This window comes from Pseudomonas sp. Colony2 (genome assembly GCF_019382755.1).
Taxonomy (GTDB): Bacteria; Pseudomonadota; Gammaproteobacteria; order Pseudomonadales; family Pseudomonadaceae; genus Aquipseudomonas.
Window position 1 is genome coordinate 6,421,068 of record NZ_CP080030.1, and the last position, 24,164, is coordinate 6,445,231.

Sequence of the window (24,164 nt, forward strand, 5' to 3'; positions counted from 1 at the left end):
AGCTTCCGGTCGCCTCCTCCAGTCTTTATAGTTGCCCCATTCCTGCTTTCTTCGAGATTCCCCATGAGTGAGCCCACGCCGTACATCTTCGATGCCACCACCGCCACCTTCGATCAGGCGGTGATCCAGAACTCCTTCGAAAAACCCGTGCTGGTGGATTTCTGGGCCGAGTGGTGCGCGCCGTGCAAGGCGTTGATGCCGATGCTCGCGCAGATTGCCGAGAGTTATCAGGGTGAGTTGCTGCTGGCCAAGGTCGATTGCGATGCCGAGCCGGACGTGGTCTCGCGCTTTGGCATTCGCAGCCTGCCGACCGTGGTGCTGTTCAAGGATGGCCAGCCAGTGGATGGGTTTGCCGGTGCGCAGCCTGAATCCGCCGTGCGCGCGATGCTGGAGCCCCATGTGCAGATGCCACCACCGGCGGCTGCCGATCCACTGGAGCAGGCCCAGGCGTTGTTTGCCGAAGGCCGTATCACCGACGCCGAGGCCGTGCTGGTCACCCTGCTTGGCGAAGACAACACCAACGCCGCCGCGCTGATCCTGTACGCACGCTGCCTGGCCGAGCGCGGTGAACTGGGCGAAGCGCAAACCGTGCTCGACGCCGTCAAGAGCGATGATCACAAGGCCGCACTGGCCGGCGCCAAGGCGCAGATCACTTTCCTGCGCCAGGCCGCCGACCTGCCGGACGCCGCAGACCTGAAAGCCCGCCTGGCGCAAAACCCGCAGGATGACGAGGCGGTGTACCAACTGGCCGTGCAACAACTGGCGCGCCAGCAATACGACGCCGCGCTGGATGGCTTGCTCAAGCTGTTCATCCGCAACCGCAGCTACAGCGAAGGCCTGCCCCACAAGACGCTGTTGCAGGTGTTCGAACTGCTCGGCAACGATCATCCGCTGGTCACCGTGTACCGCCGCAAGCTGTTCGCCGCGCTGTATTAAGCCTTACTCGATCCAACTGTACAGCGGCGTATCCCCGCCGCTGGCTACCTTGACCTTGGCGCTATGGCGCAGGCGCACCAGCAGGCGCTTGCCCGCCGAGGCGCTGCCGGCCAGGCCTTCCAGCTGATCAAGCAATTCCAGGCCGTTGAGTTGCCCGGCCTTGCGCAGTAAATCCTGGGCGGCCTGCCACAGGCTCTCGTCCAGGTTACCCGCCGCCGGCGTCACTACCGGTTCCGCACTCGGGGTTTTGCTGGCCTGCAACTGCGCGCCCAGCCGGGCCCAATCGCCGTCATCCAGCTCCAGGGTCAAGTCCACCGGCAGGTCACCGACGGTTCCACGAATTCTCAACATCGCACTTACTCCCGCACTTTTCTGACGAGCATGCTCCCACGCGTCTTGCGCTACGCCAAGCGGGCGGTCAAACTCCTCGCAAAATTGTTATAAGATCACATAACAAAACTTTCATCTTTGTCCGGGAGCTCCACCATGCGCCGTTTGCTGCTCGCTTTGCCGTTTGCCCTGTTGCCACTGGCCATCGCCCAGGCTGCCGACGAGCACGACCATGATCACGAGCACGGCAGCCTCGGTGCCCACGAACACGGCGTGGGTCGCCTCAATGCGGTGCTCGACGGCCAGGCCCTGGAGCTGGAACTGGACAGCCCGGCGATGAACCTGGTGGGCTTCGAACATCTCGCCACCACCCCTGCCGATAAAGCCAAGGTCGCCGCTGCCCGCAAACAACTTGAACAACCTTTGGTGCTGTTCAGCCTGCCCAAGGCCGCCGGTTGCGTGATCAGCACCCAGGAACTGAACAGCCCGCTGTTCGGCGACAAGCCTGAAGCCGACCACGATGAAGACGATGACGACCACGCCACCGATGGCAAAGGCGCCGCCGCCCACGAACATCACCACGACCACAGCGAAATCCACGCTCACTACCAGTTCACTTGCGCCACGCCGACCGCCCTGAGCAACCTTGACCTGACCCATGTGTTCAAGACCTTCCCCGCCACCCAGAAAATTCAGGTACAACTCATTGGCCCGAGCGGCCAGCAGGGTGTGGAAGCGACGGCCACAGCAGCCACCCTGAAATTCTGATGTAAACACCACACTGTAGGAGCTGGCTTGCCTGCGATGCAGACGCCGCGGTGCTCCAGAAACACCGCGGTGATGCCATCGCAGGCAAGCCAGCTCCTACAGTTGATCGGTGTCATCATCCAAATCGAGCCAGACCACTGACCTCCCTATGACCCAAGCACTTATCGAACTGTCTGACCTGGGCTTCAATTGGCCCGGTCACCCACAGTTGCTGGACATCCCCACGTTCCGCCTGGAGCCGGGGGAAACCCTGTTCCTCAAGGGCCCCAGCGGCAGTGGCAAGACCACCCTGCTGGGCCTGTTGGGCGGTGTGCAAAAGCCCAGCCGCGGCAGTATTCGCCTGCTGGGCCAGGAACTGACGGAACTCTCGGCCGGCGCCCGCGACCGTTTCCGGGTCGACCACACCGGCTACATCTTCCAGCAGTTCAACCTGCTGCCGTTTCTCTCGGTGCGCGAGAACGTCGAATTGCCCTGCCACTTTTCAACGTTACGGGCACAGCGGGCAATCCAGCGGCACGGCAGCGTCGACCAGGCTGCCGCGACCTTGCTCGCCCACCTGGGCCTGAAGGACAAGAGCCTGCTGGAGCGCCGCGCCGACTCCCTGTCCATCGGCCAACAACAACGGGTGGCCGCTGCCCGTGCGCTGATCGGCCAGCCGGAGCTGGTGATCGCCGACGAGCCGACCTCGGCCCTGGACTACGACGCCCGGGAAGCCTTCATTCAGTTGCTGTTCGCCGAATGCCGCGAAGCAGGCGCCAGCCTGTTGTTCGTCAGCCATGACCAGAGCCTGGCGCCGCTGTTCGACAGCAACCTGTCGCTGGCCGAACTCAATCGCGCCGCCACGCCCGCAGAGGTTTGAGATGTATTTGTTTCGACTAGCCATGGCCAGCCTGGCTAACCGCCGCTTTACCGCGATCCTCACCGCCTTCGCCATCGCCCTGTCGGTGTGCCTGTTGCTGGCGGTGGAACGGGTACGCACCGAAGCCCGCGCCAGCTTCGCCAGCACCATCAGCGGTACCGACCTGATCGTCGGCGCGCGCTCCGGCTCGGTGAATTTGCTGCTGTATTCAGTGTTCCGCATCGGCAACGCCACCAACAACATTCGCTGGGACAGCTACGAACACTTCGCGGCCAACCCGCAGGTAAAATGGGCGATCCCGATTTCCCTCGGCGACTCCCACCGTGGCTACCGCGTGATGGGCACCAACGAATCCTATTTCGAACACTATCAATACGGCCGCCGGCAGAACCTGGAACTGGCCAGCGGTCGCGCCTTCGCCACCGATCCATTCGAAGTGGTGCTCGGCGCCGAAGTGGCCGACGCGCTGCATTACAAGCTCGGCGACAAGCTGGTGCTGGCCCACGGCGTGGCGGTGGTCAGCCTGGTCAAGCACGATGACAAGCCGTTCACCGTGGTCGGCATTCTCAAGCGCACCGGCACTCCGGTGGACCGCACACTGCATATCAGCCTCGGCGGCATGGAAGCGATTCACATCGACTGGCACAACGGCGTACCGGCCCAGGGCAAAGGTCGGATCAGCGCCGATCAGGCCCGCAACATGGACCTGACGCCACAAGCCATCACCGCGTTCATGCTCGGTTTGAACAACAAGATTTCCACCTTCGCCCTGCAACGGGAGATCAACGAGTTCCGTGGCGAGCCGATGCTGGCGATCCTGCCGGGCGTGGCGCTGCAAGAGCTGTGGAGCATGATGGGCACCGCTGAAAAAGCGCTGTTCGTGATCTCGCTGTTCGTGGTGCTGACCGGCTTGATCGGCATGCTCACCGCGATCCTCACCAGCCTCAACGAGCGCCGCCGGGAAATGGCAATCCTGCGTTCGGTGGGCGCACGGCCCTGGCATATTGCGACCTTGCTGATCTTCGAAGCCTTCGCCCTGGCATTGTCGGGCGTGATCGCCGGCGTCGGGCTGCTGTATGTGTGCATCGCCGCGTCGCGCCGGTATTTGCAGGCCAATTACGGCCTGGACCTGCCGCTGTCGTTGCCGAGCGAATATGAATGGACTTTGTTGGGCGGTATTCTCGTCGCAGCCCTGCTGATGGGCAGCGTGCCGGCCTGGCGCGCCTACCGGCAATCGTTGGCCGACGGCCTGTCGATACGTTTATGAGGAAGCTGTTGATGCGTCGCGTCGTGCTCGCACTGTTACTGCTGGTGGCCCTGCCCGTGTGGGCTGAAGACCAGCCCAAGGACCTGTCGTGGCAGGAGATGATCCCGCCGGACGCGCCGCCGGAAATCCCCAACATGAAACCGCTGCACGACTTGTCGGGCATGGCCGATGCGTTGTCGGTGGAGTCAGCGCCGGCCGCCAAGCAGGACCTGCCCAACGCGCCGGTCGTACAAAGCCTGGACGGTAAGCACATCCGCCTGCCGGGTTATATCGTGCCGCTGGAAGTCAGCGAAGAAGGTCGCACCACGGAGTTCCTGCTGGTGCCGTATTTCGGCGCGTGCATCCATGTACCGCCACCGCCGTCGAACCAGATCGTGCATGTGAAAAGCGAAGTCGGCGTGAAGCTCGACGAGTTGTATCAACCGTACTGGATCGAAGGCCAGATGCAGGTCAAACCGTCCAGCAGTGAACTGGCCGATGCCGGCTACCAGATGGATGCCGACAAGATCTATGTGTACGAGTTGCAGGAATAACCCGTGATTGCGCTTTCATTGAGCTGAGTCAAAAGCTCGAACGTTACGATCTTTACCATTGGACACAAGCAATTAATAACGTCCTTTGGAGCTCCCATGAACAAGTCCCTGCTCGGCGCGTCGCTTGTCGCGCTCGCCCTCGTCGCCCCTGTTGCCCACGCTCACGAAGCGGGTGACATCCTGATTCGCGCCGGTGCCATCACCGTCAACCCGAAAGCGGACAGCAGCAGTGTCAAGGTTGACCAGGGCCCGCTGGCCGGGACCAACCTGGGCGGCAAGGCGACCATGAGCAGCGACACTCAACTGGGTTTGAACTTCGCCTACATGTTCACCAGCCACTGGGGTATCGAACTGCTGGCGGCCACGCCGTTCGAACATGATGTGAAGATCAAGAACACCGCCCTGGGCGCTGCCAACGGCAAGCTCGGTACGCTGAAGCACCTGCCACCGACCCTGAGCGTCGTGTACTACCCGCTCGACAGCAAGTCGGTATTCCAACCGTACATCGGCGCCGGTATCAACTACACCTGGATCTACGACGAGCACGTCGGCAGCCGCGCCGAGCAGGCCGGCTTCAGCAACTTCAAGGCGGAAAACTCCTGGGGTTGGGCCGCGCAGATCGGTGCGGACTACATGATCAACGACAAGTGGATGATCAACGCCCAGGCGCGCTACATCGACATCAGCACCAAGGCCACCGTGGATAACAACGCCCTGGGCCAGGGCACTCGGGCCAAGGTCAATGTGGATGTTGACCCGATGGTGTACATGGTCGGTATTGGCTACAAGTTCTAGGTTCTACCCAAGGCCCTGTTGTACAGGGCCTTTTTTGTGAGGCTTCCCCTGGAGGCAAGCGCCAATCAGAGGCCAGGCACACGCCCGTGTGCTGCGAATCAGGCGTCAGCCAGGAGCTGGTGCACTTCAGCTATGACCAAGTCAATGTTGAACGGCTTTTTCAACACCGCATTGAACAAGTCCGACCGCTCCATACCAATATGTGCCTGGGCTCCGCTGATCAGAATGATGGGCAAGTGTTTGACTGCCGGCAGAGCACGAACCGCTTCGGCAAACTCCTGGCCATCCATGACCGGCATCATGAAGTCGGTGATGATCAACGCTGGCCGCTCGCGCTCCAGGACCTCGAGTGCTTTCTGGCCATTGCTCGCTTTTACGACCATGTACCCCTCATCCTCCAGCGCATAGCCGAGAATGTCAGCGATCAAATACTCGTCGTCGACGACCAGGATGGTGGTCATGTCAATTCAACCCGAATCAGAGACTTAGGACGTTGAGCCCGGCAGCGAAGAATCATTAGGGACAGCCAATGCATTTCTTGATGCCTTCTTCAGGTCAACGCCGTTTTCATGGATTACCACTTCAAGAAGCGAAGGATCGTAGAAGCTATCTCGTACCTTAAGAATCGAAAGCATTCTTCTTAGTTCAGATTGAATCTCGAAGAAACGCATCAGCAGCAGGTTATCGACAATACTGGACAGGTCCGGGGTTGGAGAGCTGACCTCCGAACCAAAAACGTCACGCATCTCCCATGAGGCAAACACCGTTACGCCACGGGCACGAAGCTCGCTCATCAGGGCGCTGTAGAAATCAGTGATACGTGCCGGGTTTGTCGACACTCGGGTCATGCCGCTCAAGCTGTCGATGAACAGGCGCTTGATGCCCTTTTCCTCAACTATTTTCAGCAGACGTGCGCCGAGACCGTCGAGCAGGCCTTCTGTCGTGGGTTGCCAGGCAAGACTCAGCGCACCACTTTCTTCCATACCCTTGATATCAATCCCCAGCGATTGGCCTTTGAGGCGTAACCGCTGCGGGCTTTCATAAAAACCGAAATGCAGGCCCGGCGCTTCCACTGTCGACTCAGCGAGGAACCGGAGCCCCAATGTGGTTTTCCCGACGCCGGAAGGCCCCATGACGAGGGTAACGGAGGAACTGTGCAGGCCACCGCCGATGATGGCGTCCAGCGAACCGATGCCGCTGGTGATACGCGTCAGATCAGCACTGTCAGGTAAAGACGGATGGCTGTAGAGGCTTTCCAGACGCGGATAAACTACCAGGCCATCGTCGGTGATTTCACACTCGTGCAATCCGGTCAGTGCACCACTGCCGCGAGTCTTGCGCAGTTGAATACGGCGCACTGAACGGCTGCCGTGAAGCTCTTCACCCATCTCGATCACACCATCAACCATGGTGTGCTCAGGACTGCCGTCGTCCAACCGGGAACTGGTGAGAAACAGCACCGTACAACCGGCGAACGCAGCGTGCCCTTGCAGCTCGGAAATGAATTTCTTGGTGTCGATGGGCGAGTCAGCCTTGGAGCGTGCATTGAGCAAGCCGTCGACCACTAACACGGTGGCCTTCTGGCGACTGATCTCACGCCGAAGCAGCTTGACCACTTCATCGAGACCGTCGTTCTCAAGGGTGTCAAATGCACTGACGAACTGAATTTCGGCCCCCACCCGGGAAACATCAAAGAAGTTCAGGGTCGAGAGGAACTGAAATAAACGGTCGTGGGACTCGGCCAGCAACGTGGCCACCAGTACTCGGCCCCCGTTGCGCGCATGATTGAATCCCAGTTGATTGGCGAGGATGGTTTTACCCGATCCTGGGCGCCCCTGGATAATGTAGGAGGCACCTGCGACTAGCCCGCCCTTGAGCAGAGCATCCAGCCCTTCTATTCCGCTTTGAAGGCGATTTAGCTTTTCCACAATGCAACCCTGATGTGAACAACAGGCTCTTGAGCCGAAGGTTTACGATGCTAACTCCATTTGTGCAATCGGGCTATCCACTCATCCCGTTCAAGCGCGGGGCAAATAAAGCGTGAACGTACTTCCCTGCCCCAGACGACTCTCGACCCTGACCTCTCCCCCCGACTGTTTGGCAAAACCCAATACCTGACTGAGCCCCAGCCCACTTCTCTGGCCTTTGCCTTGGGTGGAGAAAAACGGTTCAAAGATTCTATCGAGGCTGAACGGAGCGATACCCGAGCCATTGTCTGTGATGGACACGGCAACAAAACGCCCCTTGATAAGGGGATAGCCATCGGACGCAGGGATAAGGTCCATCGACTCAACACGGATGACCAGCTCCCCCTTATCCATCATGGCGTCGCGGGCGTTCATGACCATATTGAGAATGGCCGCTTCAAACTGTCCTGGGTCGACGTGAACAACGCAGGGTAATTCTGCGGACTCGATGCGTACGTGGATGCCTGTGCCAACCCGCACAGCAATCGTATCGGCCATGGCCAACGTGCTTGAATTGACGTCCAGCGGTGCGGGATGCAGGGCTTGCCTGCCAGCGAAGGACAGCAATTGACTGGTGAAATGAGAACCACGCTCCACCGCCTCGGAAATGGCTTCCACCAGGCGCAGCCGCCGCTCTTCCGATACGGAAGGACGCTTCAAAAGATCCGCTGAAGAACGTATCACCGTCAGCAGATTATTAAAGTCATGAGCCACTCGGCCTGTTACCCGCCCCAGCGCGTCCATCTTCTGCGACTGAAGTGACTGCTCTTGGCTCACATCCTGAACGGTTCCCGTCATCGTGACGGGTAGACCATCATCGGCATAACGGGGTCTTGCGCACACGTGCAGCCAGCGAGTTTCACCGATTGGCGTGATGACGCGGTAGCGAACGTCGTAGTCGCCACGTTGAGCGATTGAGCGATCCCACGCTTCGGCCACTCGACGCTTGTCTTCGGCGTGCACCAAGCGCTGCATGTGTTCATAGCTGAACGGTACGTGAGGTTCGAGTCCGAAGTTGAGGCGGCAAGTGGCCGAGGTCTTCAGCTCGCCCGTCGTCAAATCCAGGCGCCATATACCAAGCCCGGCGGCACTCAAAGCGAACTGCAGGTCGTGCGCTTCCTCATACACATCATCGTGAGGCGGCGGCGAACCATTCACCGGAGAATGTGTTGCCATGATGGGTGGGGCTCCTCTTTTAGGCTGCCCATGGCTGGATGGGCGAAGTCTTCTTCTGAATGCAGACTTTTGCTTTTGCTGAACGAGCCGTAAGCACAATCAATCCCTATTGGCATGGATGACCGGGCGCACCAAAGGTTTCAAATTTTTCGTATGCCGTGGCGCATCCGACTTGCCAACACATATCACTTTTAACCGTCCGCGCACCGCCACAAAAAAAGGCGCCTGTTTCAGGCGCCTTTTTTATGTTTGACCGTGTCGATAGAACCGGTCGAGCAACGCCGGCAGCCCGGCCCGCCATGCCCGTGGCTTGATGCCGAAGGTGTGGAGGATTTTCTTGCAGGCCAGCACCGCGTGTTGCGGCTCGTCGGCTGCATCCGGACGGGCGGCGTGGGCCTGGGCGGTCGGCGCTTCCACGGCCAGCGGGTGGAAGTTGCGCGCTTCGGTCAGGATCGCCTGCCCCAGCGCCAGCGGGGTAGTCGCTTCGTGGCCGGCATAGTGATAAGTGCCCCACAACGGCGCGGCGCAATCCAGTTGCTTAAGCACCGAAATGATCACCCGCGCGGCATCGTCCACCGGCGTCGGGTTGCCCCGGCGGTCGTCGGCCATCAGCAGTTCGTCAGGTTTTTCGGCACGGGCCAGGAAGCGCCCGAGGGTGCCGTCGACGCTGTCATCCAGCAGCCAGCCGAAACGCAACAGCACGTGCTGCGGGCAGGTGGCGCGTACGCTCTGCTCGATGCGCCACAACGCCTGGCCTCGCAGGCCCAAGGGCACGGGTTCGTCTTTCTCGCTGTAGGCGGTGGCGCGGGAGCCGTCGAACACCCGGTAGCTGGACGGTTGCAGCAGGGTGATGCTGTGGTGCTGGCACAGTTCAGCCAGGCGCTCGATCGCATATTCCTGGGCGGCCAGGCGTGTCTCGCTGACCGTCTCCGCCTGAAACCAGTCGAAGTAATAGGCGAGATTGATCAAGGCATCGGGACGGGTGTCGTCGAGCAGTTGCGTGAGGCTCGCGGCATCCCAGCCGTCTTGGGGCGGGCGCGGGGCGAGGAAACCGATGTCTTCCTCCGCACCGAGGCGAATCAGCGCCTGCCCGAGGGCATTCCCGCCGCCCAGTAACATAAGGCGCATTCGCATAGATTGAGCAGGCCCGGTCTGTTTGGAACGATGGTTATTATCGACAGGCTTGTGAGCCATGCCGTTGGCATTTGCCAGAATCGTTGCATTTTGCGGGTTTGTAGCGCAACCGTCACTTATAAAGTGCGCCGCCGATTGCGGCCGGGGGGGGGCTTTAAGTAGAGAGAGCCTTTTTATGGCTAGGGAGCATGCTGTGGCCAGGGAGCTTGCTGTGGCCAGGGAGCTTGCTGTGGCCAGGGAGCTTCTTGTGGCGAGGGAGCTTGCTCCCGCTGGGCTGCGTAGCGGCCCCAAAAAAGCGGGAGCGCTGCGCACTCCAGCGGGAGCAAGCTCCCTCGCCACTGCAAGCTCCCTGGCCACACCAAGCTCCCTTACCGCAGCAAGATCCCTCACCACAGGGAATGCATCCCGGGGTTGCAAGTTGCCAGGGCCGGCCGCATAAATTGGGGATGAACCTTCCAGAATCAACGGACACGGTCTTGAACGGTTTCCACCCCGCCGTCAGCACCTGGTTCCGCAGCACGTTCCCGTCGGTGACCGCCGCCCAGGCCCAGGCGTGGCCGCTGATCCGCCAGCGCCGCTCCACACTGATCGCCGCACCCACCGGCTCCGGCAAGACCCTGACTGCCTTTCTCGCGGTGCTGGACGATCTCGTGCACCAAGGCCTGGCCAATGGCGGCCAACTGCCAGACCAAACGCTGGTGGTCTACGTCTCGCCCCTGAAGGCTCTTTCCAACGACATCCAGATCAACCTGCAAACCCCGCTGGCCGGCATCACCGAGCACTTGCAGCGCCTCGACCTGCCACCGCTGGCGATCCGCACCGCCGTGCGTACCGGCGACACCCCACAGAAAGACCGCGCCCTGATGCGCAAGCACCCGCCGCACATCCTGGTCACCACCCCGGAATCGCTCTACGTGCTGCTCGGCTCGGACTCGGGCCGGCAGATGCTTGCCAGCACCCGCACGGTGATCGTCGATGAGATCCACGCCATCGCCGCCAGCAAGCGCGGCAGCCACATGGCCCTGACACTGGAGCGCCTGCAGGGTTTGTGCAGCGAACCGCTGACCCGCATCGGCCTGTCCGCCACGCAAAAGCCCATCGAGGCGGTGTCGCGCTTTCTGGTGGGCACCGACCGGCCTTGCGAGATCGTCGATATCGGCCACGCACGCCCACGGGACCTGGATATCGAAGTGCCGCCGGTGCCGCTGTCGGCCGTCATGGCCAACGACGTGTGGGAGCTGGTCTACGACCGCCTCGCCGAACTGGCCAGGCAACACCGCACCACGCTGATTTTCGTCAACACCCGGCGCCTGGCCGAACGCCTGGCCCGGCACTTGAGCGAGCGCCTGGGCAAAACCGCCGTCGCCGCCCACCACGGCAGCCTCGCGAAGGAAATGCGCCTGGACGCCGAACAACGGCTCAAGGCCGGTGAGCTGCAGGTGTTGATCGCCACTGCGTCGCTGGAACTGGGGATTGATATCGGCGATGTCGACCTGGTGTGCCAGATCAGCTCGCCCGGCTCGATCAACGGTTTTCTGCAACGGGTCGGACGCTCCGGGCATCAGGTCGGCGGCACGCCCAAGGGCCGGTTGTTCGCCACCACCCGTGACGACCTGATCGAATGCGCCGCCCTGCTCGACTGCGTGCGCCGGGGCGAGCTGGACACCTTGCTGATTCCGGTTGCGCCGCTGGATGTGCTGGCCCAGCAGATCATCGCCGAAGTCAGCTGCCAGGAATGGCAGGAACAGGCCCTGCTGACGCTGATCCGCCGCGCCTCGCCCTACGCCGAGCTGGATGAGCGTCACTATCAGGCACTGCTGCAAATGCTCGCCGAAGGCTACAACGGGCGCCAGGGCCTGCGCAGCGCCTACCTGCACCGCGACGCCATCACCCGCACCCTGCGTGGCCGGCGGGGCGCCAAGCTCACCGCCGTGACCAGCGGCGGCACCATCCCCGACAACGCCGACTACAGCGTGCTGCTTGAGCCGCAAAGCCTGAACATCGGCAGCGTCAACGAAGACTTCGCGGTGGAAAGCATCGCCGGCGATATCTTCCAGCTGGGCAACACCTCCTACCGCATCCTGCGAGTGGAACCCGGCAAGGTGCGGGTCGAGGATGCCCACGGCCAGCCGCCGACCATTCCGTTCTGGCTCGGCGAAGCACCGGGGCGCAGCGCGGAGTTGTCGTTTGCCGTGGCGCGTTTTCAGGGGCAACTGGACGCGCTGCTGGGCGCCACGCCGGGTAACCTGCAACCGGCGCTCGATTGGCTCACCGGCACCCTCGGCCTGAACCTGGCCAGCGCCGAACAACTGCTGGATTACCTGGCGCGGGCGCGGCTGGCGCTGAGCGCGCTGCCGTCCCAGGACACGTTGATCATGGAACGGTTTTTCGACGAGTCCGGCGGCACCCAATTGATCATCCACACGCCGTTCGGCAGTCGCATCAACCGCGCCTGGGGCTTGGCGCTGCGCAAGCGGTTTTGCCGCACCTTCAATTTCGAACTGCAAGCCGCCGCCAGCGAGGACGCAATCGTGTTGTCGCTGTCCACCAGTCACAGCTTTGAGCTGGATGAGGTGTGGCGCTACCTGAACAGCAACACGGCCGAGCACATCCTGATCCAGGCGGTACTGGATGCACCGCTGTTCGGCGTACGCTGGCGCTGGAATGCCGGGGTGGCCCTGGCATTGCCGCGCTACACCGGTGGGCGCAAGGTGGCGCCGCAGATCCAGCGCATGAAGAGTGAAGACCTGATCGCCAGTGTGTTCCCCGACCAGATCGCCTGCCTGGAAAACCTCGCCGGCGAGCGCGAAGTGCCCGAGCATCCGCTGGTGGAGCAAACCCTCGACGACTGCCTGCACGAGGCCATGGACAGCGAAGGCTGGCTGGCCCTGTTGCGGCGCATGGAGCGCGGCGAAATCCGCCTGATCAGCCGTGATCTGCCGGCGCCGTCGCCACTGGCAGCAGAGATTCTCAGCGCCCGCCCCTACACCTTTCTCGACGACGCTCCGCTGGAGGAGCGCCGCACCCAGGCCGTGCTCAACCGGCGCTGGAGCGATCCGCAAAGCACCGATGACCTTGGCGCGCTGGATGCCGAAGCGATTGCCGGTGTGTGCGAGGAAGCCTGGCCGGCGCCCAATGGCCTGGACGAGATGCATGAAGCGCTGATGAGTTTGGCGTGCATTGCCGAATCGGAGGTCACGGCGCAGTGGGCCGAATGGCTGCAAGTCCTGGCCGACGGTGGGCGCGCCAGCCGATTGCAGAGCGGTACCGACCAGGCCGTTTGGGTCGCTCTGGAGCGCTTGAGCTGTTTGACGGCGATCTACCCGAACGAGCTGCCGCTGTTGCCCGGTTTCGATGGGCCCTGGACCTTCGATGAAGCCTTGGTGGAAGTGCTGCGGGCGCGCCTGAGCGGCTTCGGCCCATTGACGCTGATCGAGATCGCCGCGCCCCTGGCCTTGCCGGTGGCCGACGTATCACAGGCACTCGCGCGGCTGGAGAGCGAAGGCTACGTGCTGCGCGGCCGTTTCAGCCCCGGCGCCAGCGCCGAACAATGGTGCGAACGCCACCTGCTGGCGCGCATTCACCGCTACACGGTCAAGCGCCTGCGCCGGGAAATCGAGCCGGTGGCGTTGCAGGATTTCATGCGTTTTCTGTTCGACTGGCAGCACCTGTCGAACGGTACCCGCGGCCAGGGCAGCGCCGTGTTGCCGCAGATCGTCGCGCAGTTGGAAGGGTACGCCGCAGCCACTTCGGCCTGGGACAGCGATTTGCTCAGCGCACGAATCAAGGATTACGCGCCCCACTGGCTGGACGATTTGTGCCGCAGCGGCAAAGTGGTGTGGACGCGCCTGAGCAACAAGGCCGGCGCGACGGCCCTGCGCAGCACGCCAGTGGTGCTGTTGCCCCGCAGCCAGGTGCCATTATGGAGTGGACTGACCGAAGCGCCGGACAGCACCGAGCTGTCGCCCAAGGCACAGAAAGTCCATCAGGCGCTGCGGGAAAACGGCGCGCTGTTTTTCGATGAATTGATCCACGAAGCCCATCTGCTGCGCAGCGAACTGGAAACCGCGTTGCAGGAACTGGTGGGCGCGGGGCTGGCGAACGCCGACAGTTTTGCCGGCCTGCGCGCCCTGACCACGCCGGCGAGCAAACGTCAGGCCCGCAGCAGTCGGCGCGGGCGTGGCGCGTTTGTCGGCGGGATGGACGATGCCGGGCGTTGGGCCCTGGTACGGCGGGCGCCGGTGGCGGATGGCACACGTCCGGGGGCTCACTCGGCCGAGACACTGGAGCATGTCGCGATGACCTTGCTGCGCCGCTACGGGGTGGTGTTCTGGCGCCTGCTGGAGCGCGAGGCGGACTGGCTGCCCAGTTGGCGCGAATTGCTGCGTACGTTCCACCGGCTGGAGGCCCGGGGCGAGATTCGTGGCGGGCGGTTTGTGAGTGGTTTGGCGGGGGAACAGTTTGCGTTGCCGGAAGCGATTCCGCTGCTGCGGGAAGTTCGGCGGCGGCCTCACGATGGAAGCTTGATTGCCGTGTGTGGGGCGGATCCGCTGAACCTGGTCGGTACGCTGCTGCCGGGTAGCAAGGTGCCGGCATTGAGCGGTAATCGGCTGGTGTACCGGGATGGTTTGCCAGCGGCGGTGGAGATTGCCGGCAAGCAGCAGGTGTTGCTGGAGTTGGATCAGCAGGAGGCCGGGTTGGTGCGGGAAAAACTGATCAGGCGCTGACTCGTGCAGCGCCCGTAATGACGCCTTCGCGAGCAAGCCCGCTCCCACTTTTGACCGCATTCCAAGGGTGGAACCGGATCGAATGTGGGAGCGGGCTTGCTCGCGAAGAGGCCGGCGGCCTCAACACAAAACTATTGGGTTCTAGGCTGCTCGGTAAGCACCACCGACGAAGGCACTTCTTCCTCCGGCTCATCCACCTGCTGCCCGACCCGCTGCGGCAGCATCACCTGCTGTGGATAAGTTTGCGCGAAGTGAACAAAGGCACAGTTATCCACAAGCTTTTTCAAGCGCTGGTTAAACGCGCGGCTCACCGCATATTGCCCACCCGACACCGTGCGGAACTGCGCCGTCAGCACCACGCCGTTGAGGTCCATCTTGTCGACGCCAAATACCTCCAGCGGCCCTTGCAGGTTGTACTTGAGGAATACGTCGTCGCGGATCGACTGCCCCGCCTCGCGAATCAGTTCCACGGCCTTGTCGACATCGGTGTCGTAGGTGAACTGCACCGAGAAGAACGCATAGGCGAACTGCCGCGATTGGTTGGTGACGGCCTTGATCTGCCCGAACGGCACCGAATGCACAAACCCCTTGCCGTCCCGCAGGCGCAGGGTGCGGATGGTCAGGCCCTCCACGGTGCCGGCGTGGCCGGAGTCGAGCACCACCCAATCGCCAATCGACAGGGTGTCTTCGATGATGATGAACAGCCCGGTGATTACATCCTGCACCAGTTGCTGGGAGCCAAAACCAATGGCCAGGCCCACCACCCCGGCGCCCGCCAGCAGCGGTGCGACGTTGATCCCCAGGTTGGCCATGGTGGTGATCGCGCAGATCACCACCAGGACGATTTTCACCGCGTTGCGCAGCAGCGGCAGGATGGTTTTCACCCGCGTGCTGGGCTGGCGGCTGGAGCGTTTGTTGACCGGGGGTTTCAATGCTTCCTGAATCGCCGTGTCGAGCACCACCCAGAACAGCCAGGTCACCAGCAGGATCAAACCGATGCTGCTCAGGGAATCACTGATGGCCCGCCCCACGGAGTTGCGCTGGGCAAACTCAAACAGCGAAACGCCCCAGATACGCCCGAGGATTTCGATAAAGGCGATGGCCATCACGATGCGCAACAGCGCGTGCAGCAGGCTGAGGAAACGCTCTTTGTAGGCGCTGCTGCGCTGCACCGCCACCGTGCTGCGGGACTGGAACAGGTGCTGCAACACCGTGCTGAGGAACACCGTGCCGATCAGCAGGATCGTGGTGAACAGCGCACAGCGCAGGGCTTTCTGGCTGTCGTCGCCGGCGCCGATCAGGTTGATCGCCGACACCAGCACCATCAGCAGGATCGGCCAATACCACAGGCCGGAAAACACCCGCAGTGATTGCTGCACCGCCGGGTGTTTCAGGCGCTGGGCCAGGGGCCGGTTGCGGATCAAATGCGCCACCGGACGGCGCAGGCGAATCACCAGCATGCCGAAGATCACCGAGGCAAACAGCCCGGTGAAGATCGCGACACTGGCGGTGATATTCCCCCCCAGTTGGCGGGCGATCTGTGGGCTGGTCAACGCATCGCTGAGGGCGGCAAGGAAGCCGATCAGGAACAGCGGCTTGGGGCAGTAGTCCCGAATAATCTTCACCGCAGGGCGCTTGTGGCCGACGTTGAACATGACGATCACGCACAACAGGATCGAGGTGGAGAAAATGCCGCTGCTGGTGGCGTAGGCAAAACACAGCGCCAGCGCACGGCCCACCGAGGAGGGCAGGAAGTGGCTGACGTAGAGAGTCAATGGCAGGCAGATAAGCGCCGGTATCGTGTAGGGAATCAGGTAACCCAGCAACGCCTGGAGGCGCTGGCGAGGTGCGATATGCCGCTGCAGGCTCAGGCGCTTGACGATAAAGCGCCCCAGCAGGGTCAGCGCGGCGAACGCGCCGATCCACACCCCGGACAACAACAGGAAATCCCCGGCTACGCTCCACGAGGAACGTTCGGACGGCTGGTTGACCAGCTTGTCCACCTCATCCGCCGCCCGGTCGGCCCGCAGCCGCCAGGCGTCGACCAGGTTCTGGTTGAGGTCGAGTTTGTCCTGCACATCATCGATGCTGGAGCTGATGGCGCCGAGCAGGCCGCCTTCTACCAAAAGTTCCGGCTGGGCCGGGGCGGCAGGCGCAGGAGCCGCGGGGGCAGTGGCCGCTTGCAGCGCACCGCTGCCGCAGAACAGCAGCGTGCCGAGCAGTAGCACAGTCTTTAAATTCAACAAAACACCGGGCTCCTTCAGAAGGGTCTGTAAGGAACTGACGGGTTTGACGCCTGATCGTTCCCCCAGTACTTCGATCCGTGCGCCCCAGGCAAATATCAAATGCCAATACCTGGCTTTTTCCGCACAAGCCGAGCCCCGAGACTGCGCTCCTGATTGAAACCCACCGGAGTTGCAGCCATGCCCATTGCCTTGCTCGCGCTGACCCTCAGCGCTTTTGCCATCGGGACGACCGAGTTCGTCATCGTTGGCCTGTTACCCACCATCGGCGCCGACCTTGGCGTCAGCCTGCCGTCCGCCGGCCTGCTGGTCAGCCTCTACGCCCTGGGCGTGGCCATCGGCGCGCCGGTACTCACCGCCCTCACCGGCAAAGTGCCACGCAAACTGCTGCTGTTGTCGCTGATGGTGCTGTTCACCCTCGGCAACCTGCTGGCCTGGCAAGCGCCGAGTTATGAGTCCCTGGTACTGGCACGGATCGTCACCGGCCTGGCCCACGGGGTGTTCTTCTCGATTGGCTCCACGATCGCCACAAGCCTGGTGCCCAAGGAAAAAGCCGCCAGCGCGATTGCCATCATGTTTACCGGCCTGACCGTCGCGTTGGTGACCGGTGTGCCACTGGGGACGTTTATCGGCCAGCACTTCGGCTGGCGCGAAACCTTCCTCGCCGTCTCGGCCCTGGGCTTGATCGCGTTTATCGGCAGCCTGCTCTACGTACCGAAAAACATCGCCCACAGCAAACCCGCGTCGCTGTTGCAGCAACTGCAAGTGTTGAAACAACCACGGCTGCTGCTGGTGTACGCCATGACGGCGGTGGGTTACGGCGGCTCGTTCATCGCGTTCACCTACCTGGCGCCAATCCTTCAGGACATCTCCGGGTTCAGCGCCGGCACCGTCAGCCTGGTGTTGCTGGTGTATGGCATCTCGGTGGCCATCGGTAATATCTGGGGCGGCAAGCTGGCCGACAAACGCGGCCCGATCAGCGCCCTGAAAATCATCTTTGCCCTGCTCGCTGCCGTGTTGTTTGTACTGACCTTTACCGCAGGCAACCCATGGCTGGCCCTGGCCACTGTGCTGGTGTGGGGCGCGGTCGCTTTCGGCAACGTGCCGGGCTTGCAGGTGTATGTGGTGCGCCAGGCGGAACATCACACGCCGAATGCGGTGGACGTGGCCTCGGGCCTGAACATCGCGGCGTTCAACTTGGGGATTGCCGGTGGCGCGTGGGCCGGCGGCCTGATCGTCGCCCACATGGGCTTGATCCACACGGCGTGGATTGGCGGTTCGGTGGTGTTGGTGGCCTTGGCGCTGACGGCCTGGAGCGGGCGCCTTGACCGGCTGGGGCCGGTGTATGCCGAGAGCTCGACCCGGGTGGTTGGCGGGCACTGATCCCGCAGCGATAAAGAACCCAATGTGGGAGCGGGCTTGCTCGCGAAAGCGGTGTGTCAGTCAACAGAGATATCGACTGACCCACCGTCTTCGCGAGCAAGCCCGCTCCCACATTTTGAGAGGTGCCGTCTGTAGGACCATCGAAACTTTCTCCCGATCCTCACAGTCATCCAAAAACGGAGGTCACCACACAGTTAACCCACGGGAGTCACCATGGCCGCGATTCATATCGGCATTTCCGGCTGGCGCTACACGCCCTGGCGGGGGGATTTCTACCCCGAGGGCCTGACCCAGAAGCGCGAGCTGCAGTTTGCCTCACGGGCGGTCAACAGCATCGAGATCAACGGCTCGTTCTACGCGCTGCAAACACCCAAGCGCTACGCCGAGTGGTATGGCGACACGCCTGAAGGGTTTGTGTTCAGCGTCAAGGCGCCGCGCTATATCACGCATATCCTGCGGCTGCGGGAGGTGCACAAGCCGATGGCGAATTTCTTCGCCTCCGGGGTGCTGGAACTCAAGGAAAAGCTCGGGCCGATCCTCTGGCAGTTCCCGCCCAGTTTCAAATTCGACCCGCCGTTGTTTGAAGCCTTTCTCGCCGAATTACCCACCACTACCCAGCAGGCCGCCGCCCTCGCCCGCGAGCATGAGCCGCGCCTGAACGGCAAGGCGAGCCTGCAAGCCCACGGTAAAAAGCCGCTGCGCCATGCGGTGGAGATTCGCCACAAGAGTTTCGCCGTGCCGGAGTTTGTCGAGATGCTCGACAAGCACGGCGTGGCCCTGGTGGTAGCGGACACAGCCGGCAAGTGGCCTTACCTGGAAGACGTCACGGCCAACTTTGTGTACCTGCGTCTGCATGGGGACAAAGCGCTGTATGCCAGCGGCTATACGTCCGAAGCGCTCAAGCGCTGGGGCGATCGCATCGAACGCTGGAGCCACGGCAAACAACCCGCCGATGCACAGTTGATCGACCCGAAGCACAAACCCCGCGCCCGCAAGCAGCGCGAGGTGTTTTGCTACTTCGATAACGACATCAAGGTGCGCGCGCCCTTCGATGCGCGCCAATTACTGCAGCGTTTTGGCCTGGACCAGGCACTGGCCACCGAACCCGGCAAGTTGCCGGACACGGGAGTGTTGCCATGACCCATCCGGAACTGATGCCAACCACGCCCACCGAAACCATCACCCGCTTCAGGGTGCTGACGGTCAATACCCACAAGGGCTTCACCGCGCTCAACCGGCGCTTCATATTGCCCGAGTTGCGGGAGGCGATTCGCAGCGTGGCCGCCGACGTGGTGTTCCTTCAGGAAATCCACGGCACCCATGAACGCCACCCCAAGCGCTACAGTAACTGGCCGAGCATGCCGCAATACGAGTTCCTCGCCGACAGTATCTGGCCGCAATACGCCTACGGTCGCAACGCGGTGTATCCCCATGGCGACCACGGTAATGCGCTGCTGTCGAAATTCCAGATCATCCGCTACGACAATCTCGACATCTCCCAGAGCGGCCACGAAAGTCGCGGGCTGCTGCATTGCGTGCTGCGCTTGCCGGGCAACGTGCAGGACGTGCATGCCATCTGCGTGCACCTGGGGCTGCGGGAAGTCCATCGCCAGCAGCAACTGCGCCTGATCGCGCAGCGGGTCGCCGAGATTCCCGCCGACGCGCCGGTGATTGTCGCCGGTGATTTCAATGACTGGCGCCAGCGCGCCGATCTCGCCCACTGCGGGCTGCGGGAAGTGTTTATCGAAACCCACGGCAAGCCGGCCCGCACCTTCCCGGCGCGCCTGCCGCTGCTGCCGCTGGACCGCATCTATGTGCGCAACCTCAAGGTGCATCAGCCCCAAGTCCTGACCAGCCGCCCGTGGTCACACTTGTCGGACCATGCGCCGCTGTCGGTGGAGATCGAGTTATGAACAGCGCACCACTGGAAAAGGTCGCGGTGGAACACATCGCGACCGACCAACCGCCGGACGATGCCGTGGCCCGGGACCTGGATTACGGCTGGCAAAGCGGTAACCAGATCGAGTTGCTGGAGAACGGCGAGGCCTACTTTCCCAAAGTGTTCGAGGCGATGCGCCAGGCCCAGCGGGAGATCTTGCTGGAGACCTTTATCCTTTTCGAAGACAAGGTCGGCCACGAGCTCAAAGGCATTTTGATCGAGGCGGCGCAGCGTGGCGTCAAGGTCGTCGCCAGCCTCGATGGCTTTGGTTGTGGCGAGCTGACACCGGGGTTTCTCAGCGAATTGAGCCAGGCCGGCGTGACCGTGCAGATGTTCGACCCGGCGAGCAAGACATTGGGTTTTCGCACCAACTGGTTTCGCCGCTTGCACCGCAAGATTGTGGTGGTGGATGCCAGTGTGGCGTTTATCGGCGGGATCAATTTCTCGGCGGATCACCTGGGGGATTTCGGCCCCGAGGCCAAGCAGGATTATGCCGTGCAGGTGCAGGGCCCGGCAGTCGCCGACCTGCATCATTTCGCCCTCGCACAAAGTGGCCGGCGTGTGCGCAAGCGGCGCGGCTGGCGGCGCGAGCAACGCCCGTCGCCATGGGCTACCGGCGAAGGCGATGGCCTGGTACGGCTGATCTACCGGGACAATCTGCAACACCGTACCGATATCGAAGAGGCCTACCTGCACGCCCTGCGCAAGGCCGAGCGGCGGGCGGTGATCGCCAACGCCTATTTCTTTCCCGGCTACCGCCTGCTGCGGGAAATTCGTAATGCCGCGCGGCGCGGCGTGCACGTGCAGTTGATCATGCAGGGCCAGCCGGATGTGCTGCTGGCCAAGCTGGCGGCACGCATGCTCTATGACTATTTGCTCAAGGAGGGCGTGGTGATCCACGAGTACTGCCAGCGTCCGTTGCACGGCAAGGTGGCGCTGGTGGATGAAGAGTGGAGCACGGTGGGTTCGAGCAATCTCGACCCGCTGAGCCTGTCGCTGAACCTGGAGGCGAATGTGCTGGTTCGTGATCGTGCCTTCAACCAGCAGTTGTTCGAGCGCCTGGAATATCTGAGCCAGAACCACTGCAAGACCATGCCGGAAAACCGCGCGCCTCGCGGCTGGTTCTGGCGGGTGACCGTGGGTTTCGTGGTGTTCCATGTGCTGCGGCATTTTCCGTCGTGGACCGGCTGGTTGCCGGCCCACAAGCCGAGGTTGAAACCCTTCGTTCTTGAGGAGCGTGCGGATCATGACCCAAGCTCGCACTGCTGAAGAAAGCGCTCGCCCCGGCTTCTTGAAACGCTGGAAAAAACCGCTGACGGTGGTGTTTTTCCTGGTGCTGATCGTGTTGTTCACCCTGCTCGCCCGGCGTATCGACTGGAGCGAAGTGCTCGACACCCTGGGCGACTTCAAGCTGCGCACGCTGCTCATCGCGGGTGGGCTGACGTTGTGCAGTTTCCTGGTGTATTCGTGCTTCGACCTGATCGGCCGCACCTACATCCGCCAGCCGTTGGGCTGGAAGCAGATTTTGCCGGTGGGCATCATCAGCTATGCGTTCAACCTCAACCTGAGCGCGTGGGTTGGGGGCATCGCCATGCGCTATCGGTTGTATTCCCGACTCGGGGTGAGCAACGGGAACATCGCGAAGATCCTCGGCTTGAGCCTGGCCACCAACTGGTTCGGCTACATGGCGATTGCCGGCGCGGTATTCAGCAGCGGGCTGGTGACATTGCCGCCGGGGTGGAAGCTCAGCAGCGGTGCGTTGCAAGGCGTCGGCGTGCTGTTGGTACTGGCGAGCCTGGGTTACCTGCTGGCCTGTCGCTTGTCGAAAAAGCGCGCATGGTCGATACGCGGGATTGAAATCAGCCTGCCGTCGCTGCGCATGGCAGTGTTGCAGTTGGCGCTCGGCGCGCTGAACTGGTCGCTGATGGCAGCAGTGATTTTTACCCTGCTGCCCAAGCAGCTGGATTACCCCGTGGTGCTCGGGGTGTTGCTGATCAGCAGCATTGCCGGGGTGGTCACGCATATCCCGGCAGGGCTGGGTGTGCTGGAGGCAGTGTTCATTGCCTTGCTGCAGCACGAAGCGTCCCGCGGCAGTCTGCTCGCGGGGCTGATCGCCTACCGCGCGATCTACTTCATCCTGCCGTTGCTGGTGGCCCTGGTGATGTACCTCGCGGTCGAAGCCAAGGCCAAGGCATTGCGCGTGAAGAAAACGCCTACGACTGGATGATGCTCAAGCGCTCGCCCACCACCATCTCGGTAATCCAGTCCACCAGGATCGAGGTGTAGGCCTGCTGGGAAACCGGATCACTCAGGGAATGATCCGCACCGTCGATAATCCGGTGAGTCAGCGAATGCGTCTGCTGGCAGGCGGCGCGGTAGCTCATGATGGTGGCGTGGGGCACGTGGTCGTCGGTCTCCGACTCCACGATCAACACATCACCGGTAAACGCCGCGCAAGCATGCAGGGCACGATTGGTTTCGGCGTGCACAAAGGTGCCGCGATAATCCATCAGGTCGGCTTTATCGAGGTCGCGCTTGGGCTTGAGCCATTCCTGGTCGCGGTACAGCGCCGGCACCCGCAAAGCCAGCCAGCGCACGGGGCGCAGTGAAGTGAGGATGGCGGCCAGGTAACCGCCGTAGCTGGTGCCAACCACCGCCACCGCCGAGGTGTCGATGGCCGGGTGTGACAACAGGCGGTCGTAGGCCGCGAGCAGGTCGCGCAGGTTGTCTTCGCGGGTGACGCGGGATAACGGAATGCCGTTGCCGGCATGGCCGCGCAGGTCGAATGTAAGGCATACACAACCGAGCCCGGCGATACCCTTGGCGCGTTCCAGGTCACGCTCCTGGCTCCCGCCCCAGCCGTGCACAAACAACACCCCCGGTACTTTCGATTTGGGACTGAGGAAGGTCCCGCTCATCTGTTCGTCGTCGATATCAATGGCAATGGTTTCGCTTCTAGCCGTCATAGGATTTGACCGTCACGTACTTGAGAAGAAAGTCGCTGTTTTCTGCCGGGCCCCGGTACACCTCGATCGCGTCAGCCGGCAGTGGCTGGTCGACGTAGGTTTCTACCGACGAGACATAAATCGCCCGCAGCCCGGGATTGTTGACGAAGCTTTGCAGCGCCGCGACTTCCGCGCTGCTGGCCCCGCCCATGCGCCAGGATTGCTCGAGCACGCCGCTGCGGCGTTGGCCGTCGCTGTCCAGGCCCTGGGCGATGTCGTAATTGCGCCGCGAGGCGTAGAACCCGGGATAGGCCTCATCCGCCGCGTTATCGAAGACCTGCGCTTGCTGGATGGCCAGGCGCACGTCAGCGGGCAGGTCGAGCTTGAGCAGGTCTTCGTAGTAGCCCTGGACCACCAACAGGTTGGAACCACCATAGACCTCTTCGCCCTGCCCGTCCCGGGTCAGGTATTGATCGCCGCAGTAGCTGATGACGTGATCGCCGATAAAGCTCTGGCCGACACTGTGGGTGACCACGTCGCGCAGGTCCTGCTCCAGCACCACGCCGTCGCTGAACAATTGCGCCGCATCAGGGCGCGCGAGGATGGCGTCGAACTCGTCGAGGCTGCGGATCACTTCCTGGCCGCGACCGGCGCAGGCATGCACGGGCTTGAGACGGATCGGGCCGGTGTACAGCAAATGGGTCGCCGCCGGCCGCGCATCTTCCAGGGCGTGCACACTCAACCCATCCAGCACCACATTGCGGATGCGCTCGGAAAACAGCGGCGACCAGCCTTCGGGCGCAACCGCGTTTTTATTCAGCAAACCGTGGCTGATGGCCTTGGTGCAGATGAAATCGTGATCGACGTAGCCGCCCCACAAATCCTCAGGGCCTTTGACGCCGAATTGCCGCGCCTGGGCCGCGCCGACCAGCGTCTGAGTGGGCAATAGATAGAGGTCGCGCCCACTGTGCAGCTCAGGGTTATAGCTGCCGCCATATTTGAGCCCAAGGACGTGCGCCAGCCAACGGGCCAGGGCGCGGTTGGTCTCCACTTCGTGCAATGGCGCTTGCGGACGGATTGAATGCGCCACCACGATTTTTTTGCGATTTGTCGGGGTCATGCGTCCCCCTTGGCTCTGCTGCCATGTGTGTAAGGAAAAGGT

At 62.3% G+C, this 24,164-nt stretch carries 20 protein-coding genes; 12 read left to right on the forward strand and 8 right to left on the reverse strand.

Going from position 1 to position 24,164, the window contains the following annotated elements; all coding sequences use genetic code 11:
• Positions 1-63: 63 nt before the first annotated feature.
• Positions 64-936 (forward strand): thioredoxin, encoded by an 873-nt coding sequence (gene trxA, locus JV201_RS26095; protein ID WP_003209995.1) that lies wholly within the window; start codon positions 64-66, stop codon positions 934-936.
• Between the two features lie 3 nt (positions 937-939).
• On the opposite strand, the gene JV201_RS26100 is transcribed toward trxA, so the two are convergent.
• The gene (locus tag JV201_RS26100; RefSeq protein WP_003209997.1) at positions 940-1,287 is read right to left on the reverse strand and encodes a hypothetical protein; all 348 of its coding nucleotides are present in this window, start codon (positions 1,285-1,287) and stop codon (positions 940-942) included.
• 135 nt (positions 1,288-1,422) lie between these two features.
• Here JV201_RS26100 and JV201_RS26105 point away from each other — a divergent pair, with 135 nt between their 5' ends.
• From JV201_RS26105 to JV201_RS26125, 5 genes are all read left to right on the forward strand, one after another.
• The gene (locus JV201_RS26105) at positions 1,423-2,034 is read left to right on the forward strand and encodes a DUF2796 domain-containing protein (RefSeq protein ID WP_219406199.1); all 612 of its coding nucleotides are present in this window, start codon (positions 1,423-1,425) and stop codon (positions 2,032-2,034) included.
• A gap of 148 nt (positions 2,035-2,182) precedes the next feature.
• Positions 2,183-2,893: an ABC transporter ATP-binding protein gene (locus JV201_RS26110; RefSeq protein WP_003210001.1), complete on the forward strand. Its 711-nt coding sequence runs from the start codon at positions 2,183-2,185 to the stop codon at positions 2,891-2,893.
• A gap of 1 nt (position 2,894) precedes the next feature.
• Positions 2,895-4,160 carry an ABC transporter permease gene (locus JV201_RS26115; RefSeq protein WP_219406200.1) on the forward strand — a complete coding sequence of 422 codons (1,266 nt, stop codon included), beginning with the start codon at positions 2,895-2,897 and terminating at the stop codon, positions 4,158-4,160.
• 11 nt (positions 4,161-4,171) lie between these two features.
• Positions 4,172-4,693, forward strand: a complete 522-nt coding sequence (locus JV201_RS26120; protein ID WP_008436468.1) for a DUF3299 domain-containing protein — start codon at positions 4,172-4,174, stop codon at positions 4,691-4,693.
• Between the two features lie 96 nt (positions 4,694-4,789).
• Complete coding sequence (locus tag JV201_RS26125; protein WP_102369992.1) at positions 4,790-5,488, forward strand: OmpW family protein; 699 nt, start codon at positions 4,790-4,792, stop codon at positions 5,486-5,488.
• 98 nt (positions 5,489-5,586) lie between these two features.
• Here the strand turns inward: JV201_RS26125 and JV201_RS26130 are convergent, their stop codons facing one another.
• The 4 genes from JV201_RS26130 to JV201_RS26145 form a co-directional block, all read right to left on the reverse strand.
• A complete protein-coding gene (locus tag JV201_RS26130) occupies positions 5,587-5,949 on the reverse strand; it encodes a response regulator (RefSeq protein ID WP_102605740.1) in 363 nt (120 codons plus the stop codon).
• Positions 5,950-5,973: 24 nt separating this feature from the next.
• Complete coding sequence (locus JV201_RS26135) at positions 5,974-7,416, reverse strand: ATPase domain-containing protein (RefSeq protein WP_177068931.1); 1,443 nt, start codon at positions 7,414-7,416, stop codon at positions 5,974-5,976.
• Positions 7,417-7,506: 90 nt separating this feature from the next.
• Complete coding sequence (locus JV201_RS26140; RefSeq protein WP_134327390.1) at positions 7,507-8,631, reverse strand: ATP-binding protein; 1,125 nt, start codon at positions 8,629-8,631, stop codon at positions 7,507-7,509.
• Positions 8,632-8,874: 243 nt separating this feature from the next.
• On the reverse strand, positions 8,875-9,765 hold the full coding sequence (locus JV201_RS26145; RefSeq protein WP_008436463.1) for a sugar nucleotide-binding protein: 891 nt from the start codon (positions 9,763-9,765) through the stop codon (positions 8,875-8,877).
• Between the two features lie 446 nt (positions 9,766-10,211).
• On the opposite strand from JV201_RS26145, the gene JV201_RS26150 reads away from it, so the two are divergent.
• Positions 10,212-14,492: a DEAD/DEAH box helicase gene (locus JV201_RS26150; protein WP_219406201.1), complete on the forward strand. Its 4,281-nt coding sequence runs from the start codon at positions 10,212-10,214 to the stop codon at positions 14,490-14,492.
• A 131-nt stretch (positions 14,493-14,623) separates the two neighbouring features.
• Here JV201_RS26150 and JV201_RS26155 read toward each other — a convergent pair whose 3' ends face one another.
• Positions 14,624-16,738: a mechanosensitive ion channel family protein gene (locus JV201_RS26155; RefSeq protein ID WP_219406202.1), complete on the reverse strand. Its 2,115-nt coding sequence runs from the start codon at positions 16,736-16,738 to the stop codon at positions 14,624-14,626.
• Positions 16,739-16,915: 177 nt separating this feature from the next.
• On the opposite strand from JV201_RS26155, the gene JV201_RS26160 reads away from it, so the two are divergent.
• The 5 genes from JV201_RS26160 to JV201_RS26180 all read left to right on the forward strand — a co-directional run bounded on the left by JV201_RS26160 (position 16,916) and on the right by JV201_RS26180 (position 22,284).
• On the forward strand, positions 16,916-18,118 hold the full coding sequence (locus tag JV201_RS26160) for an MFS transporter (RefSeq protein WP_008436460.1): 1,203 nt from the start codon (positions 16,916-16,918) through the stop codon (positions 18,116-18,118).
• 213 nt (positions 18,119-18,331) lie between these two features.
• Complete coding sequence (locus JV201_RS26165) at positions 18,332-19,258, forward strand: DUF72 domain-containing protein (RefSeq protein WP_102605439.1); 927 nt, start codon at positions 18,332-18,334, stop codon at positions 19,256-19,258.
• Positions 19,255-20,031 (forward strand): endonuclease/exonuclease/phosphatase family protein, encoded by a 777-nt coding sequence (locus tag JV201_RS26170; RefSeq protein WP_003210026.1) that lies wholly within the window; start codon positions 19,255-19,257, stop codon positions 20,029-20,031. Before JV201_RS26165 ends, JV201_RS26170 begins: the two co-directional genes overlap by 4 nt.
• Positions 20,028-21,326: a cardiolipin synthase ClsB gene (gene clsB, locus JV201_RS26175; protein ID WP_219406203.1), complete on the forward strand. Its 1,299-nt coding sequence runs from the start codon at positions 20,028-20,030 to the stop codon at positions 21,324-21,326. The genes JV201_RS26170 and clsB overlap by 4 nt, the downstream gene beginning before the upstream one ends.
• Complete coding sequence (locus tag JV201_RS26180; protein ID WP_219406204.1) at positions 21,304-22,284, forward strand: lysylphosphatidylglycerol synthase domain-containing protein; 981 nt, start codon at positions 21,304-21,306, stop codon at positions 22,282-22,284. Before clsB ends, JV201_RS26180 begins: the two co-directional genes overlap by 23 nt.
• Here JV201_RS26180 and JV201_RS26185 read toward each other — a convergent pair.
• Positions 22,271-23,023: a S9 family peptidase gene (locus JV201_RS26185; RefSeq protein WP_003210032.1), complete on the reverse strand. Its 753-nt coding sequence runs from the start codon at positions 23,021-23,023 to the stop codon at positions 22,271-22,273. The genes JV201_RS26180 and JV201_RS26185 overlap by 14 nt on opposite strands.
• Positions 23,013-24,122, reverse strand: a complete 1,110-nt coding sequence (locus tag JV201_RS26190; RefSeq protein ID WP_219406205.1) for a DUF3182 family protein — start codon at positions 24,120-24,122, stop codon at positions 23,013-23,015. The genes JV201_RS26185 and JV201_RS26190 overlap by 11 nt, the downstream gene beginning before the upstream one ends.
• Positions 24,123-24,164 lie beyond the last annotated feature (42 nt).

Bases quoted from the DNA above. Each gene is read 5' to 3' on its own strand.
- trxA (WP_003209995.1), top strand. From the start codon at position 64: ATGAGTGAGCCCACGCCGTACATCTTCGATGCCACCACCGCCACCTTC.
- JV201_RS26100 (WP_003209997.1), bottom strand. From the start codon at position 1,287: ATGTTGAGAATTCGTGGAACCGTCGGTGACCTGCCGGTGGACTTGACC.
- JV201_RS26105 (WP_219406199.1), top strand. From the start codon at position 1,423: ATGCGCCGTTTGCTGCTCGCTTTGCCGTTTGCCCTGTTGCCACTGGCC.
- JV201_RS26110 (WP_003210001.1), top strand. From the start codon at position 2,183: ATGACCCAAGCACTTATCGAACTGTCTGACCTGGGCTTCAATTGGCCC.
- JV201_RS26115 (WP_219406200.1), top strand. From the start codon at position 2,895: ATGTATTTGTTTCGACTAGCCATGGCCAGCCTGGCTAACCGCCGCTTT.
- JV201_RS26120 (WP_008436468.1), top strand. From the start codon at position 4,172: ATGCGTCGCGTCGTGCTCGCACTGTTACTGCTGGTGGCCCTGCCCGTG.
- JV201_RS26125 (WP_102369992.1), top strand. From the start codon at position 4,790: ATGAACAAGTCCCTGCTCGGCGCGTCGCTTGTCGCGCTCGCCCTCGTC.
- JV201_RS26130 (WP_102605740.1), bottom strand. From the start codon at position 5,949: ATGACCACCATCCTGGTCGTCGACGACGAGTATTTGATCGCTGACATT.
- JV201_RS26140 (WP_134327390.1), bottom strand. From the start codon at position 8,631: ATGGCAACACATTCTCCGGTGAATGGTTCGCCGCCGCCTCACGATGAT.
- JV201_RS26145 (WP_008436463.1), bottom strand. From the start codon at position 9,765: ATGCGAATGCGCCTTATGTTACTGGGCGGCGGGAATGCCCTCGGGCAG.
- JV201_RS26150 (WP_219406201.1), top strand. From the start codon at position 10,212: ATGAACCTTCCAGAATCAACGGACACGGTCTTGAACGGTTTCCACCCC.
- JV201_RS26160 (WP_008436460.1), top strand. From the start codon at position 16,916: ATGCCCATTGCCTTGCTCGCGCTGACCCTCAGCGCTTTTGCCATCGGG.
- JV201_RS26165 (WP_102605439.1), top strand. From the start codon at position 18,332: ATGGCCGCGATTCATATCGGCATTTCCGGCTGGCGCTACACGCCCTGG.
- JV201_RS26170 (WP_003210026.1), top strand. From the start codon at position 19,255: ATGACCCATCCGGAACTGATGCCAACCACGCCCACCGAAACCATCACC.
- clsB (WP_219406203.1), top strand. From the start codon at position 20,028: ATGAACAGCGCACCACTGGAAAAGGTCGCGGTGGAACACATCGCGACC.
- JV201_RS26180 (WP_219406204.1), top strand. From the start codon at position 21,304: ATGACCCAAGCTCGCACTGCTGAAGAAAGCGCTCGCCCCGGCTTCTTG.
- JV201_RS26185 (WP_003210032.1), bottom strand. From the start codon at position 23,023: ATGACGGCTAGAAGCGAAACCATTGCCATTGATATCGACGACGAACAG.
- JV201_RS26190 (WP_219406205.1), bottom strand. From the start codon at position 24,122: ATGACCCCGACAAATCGCAAAAAAATCGTGGTGGCGCATTCAATCCGT.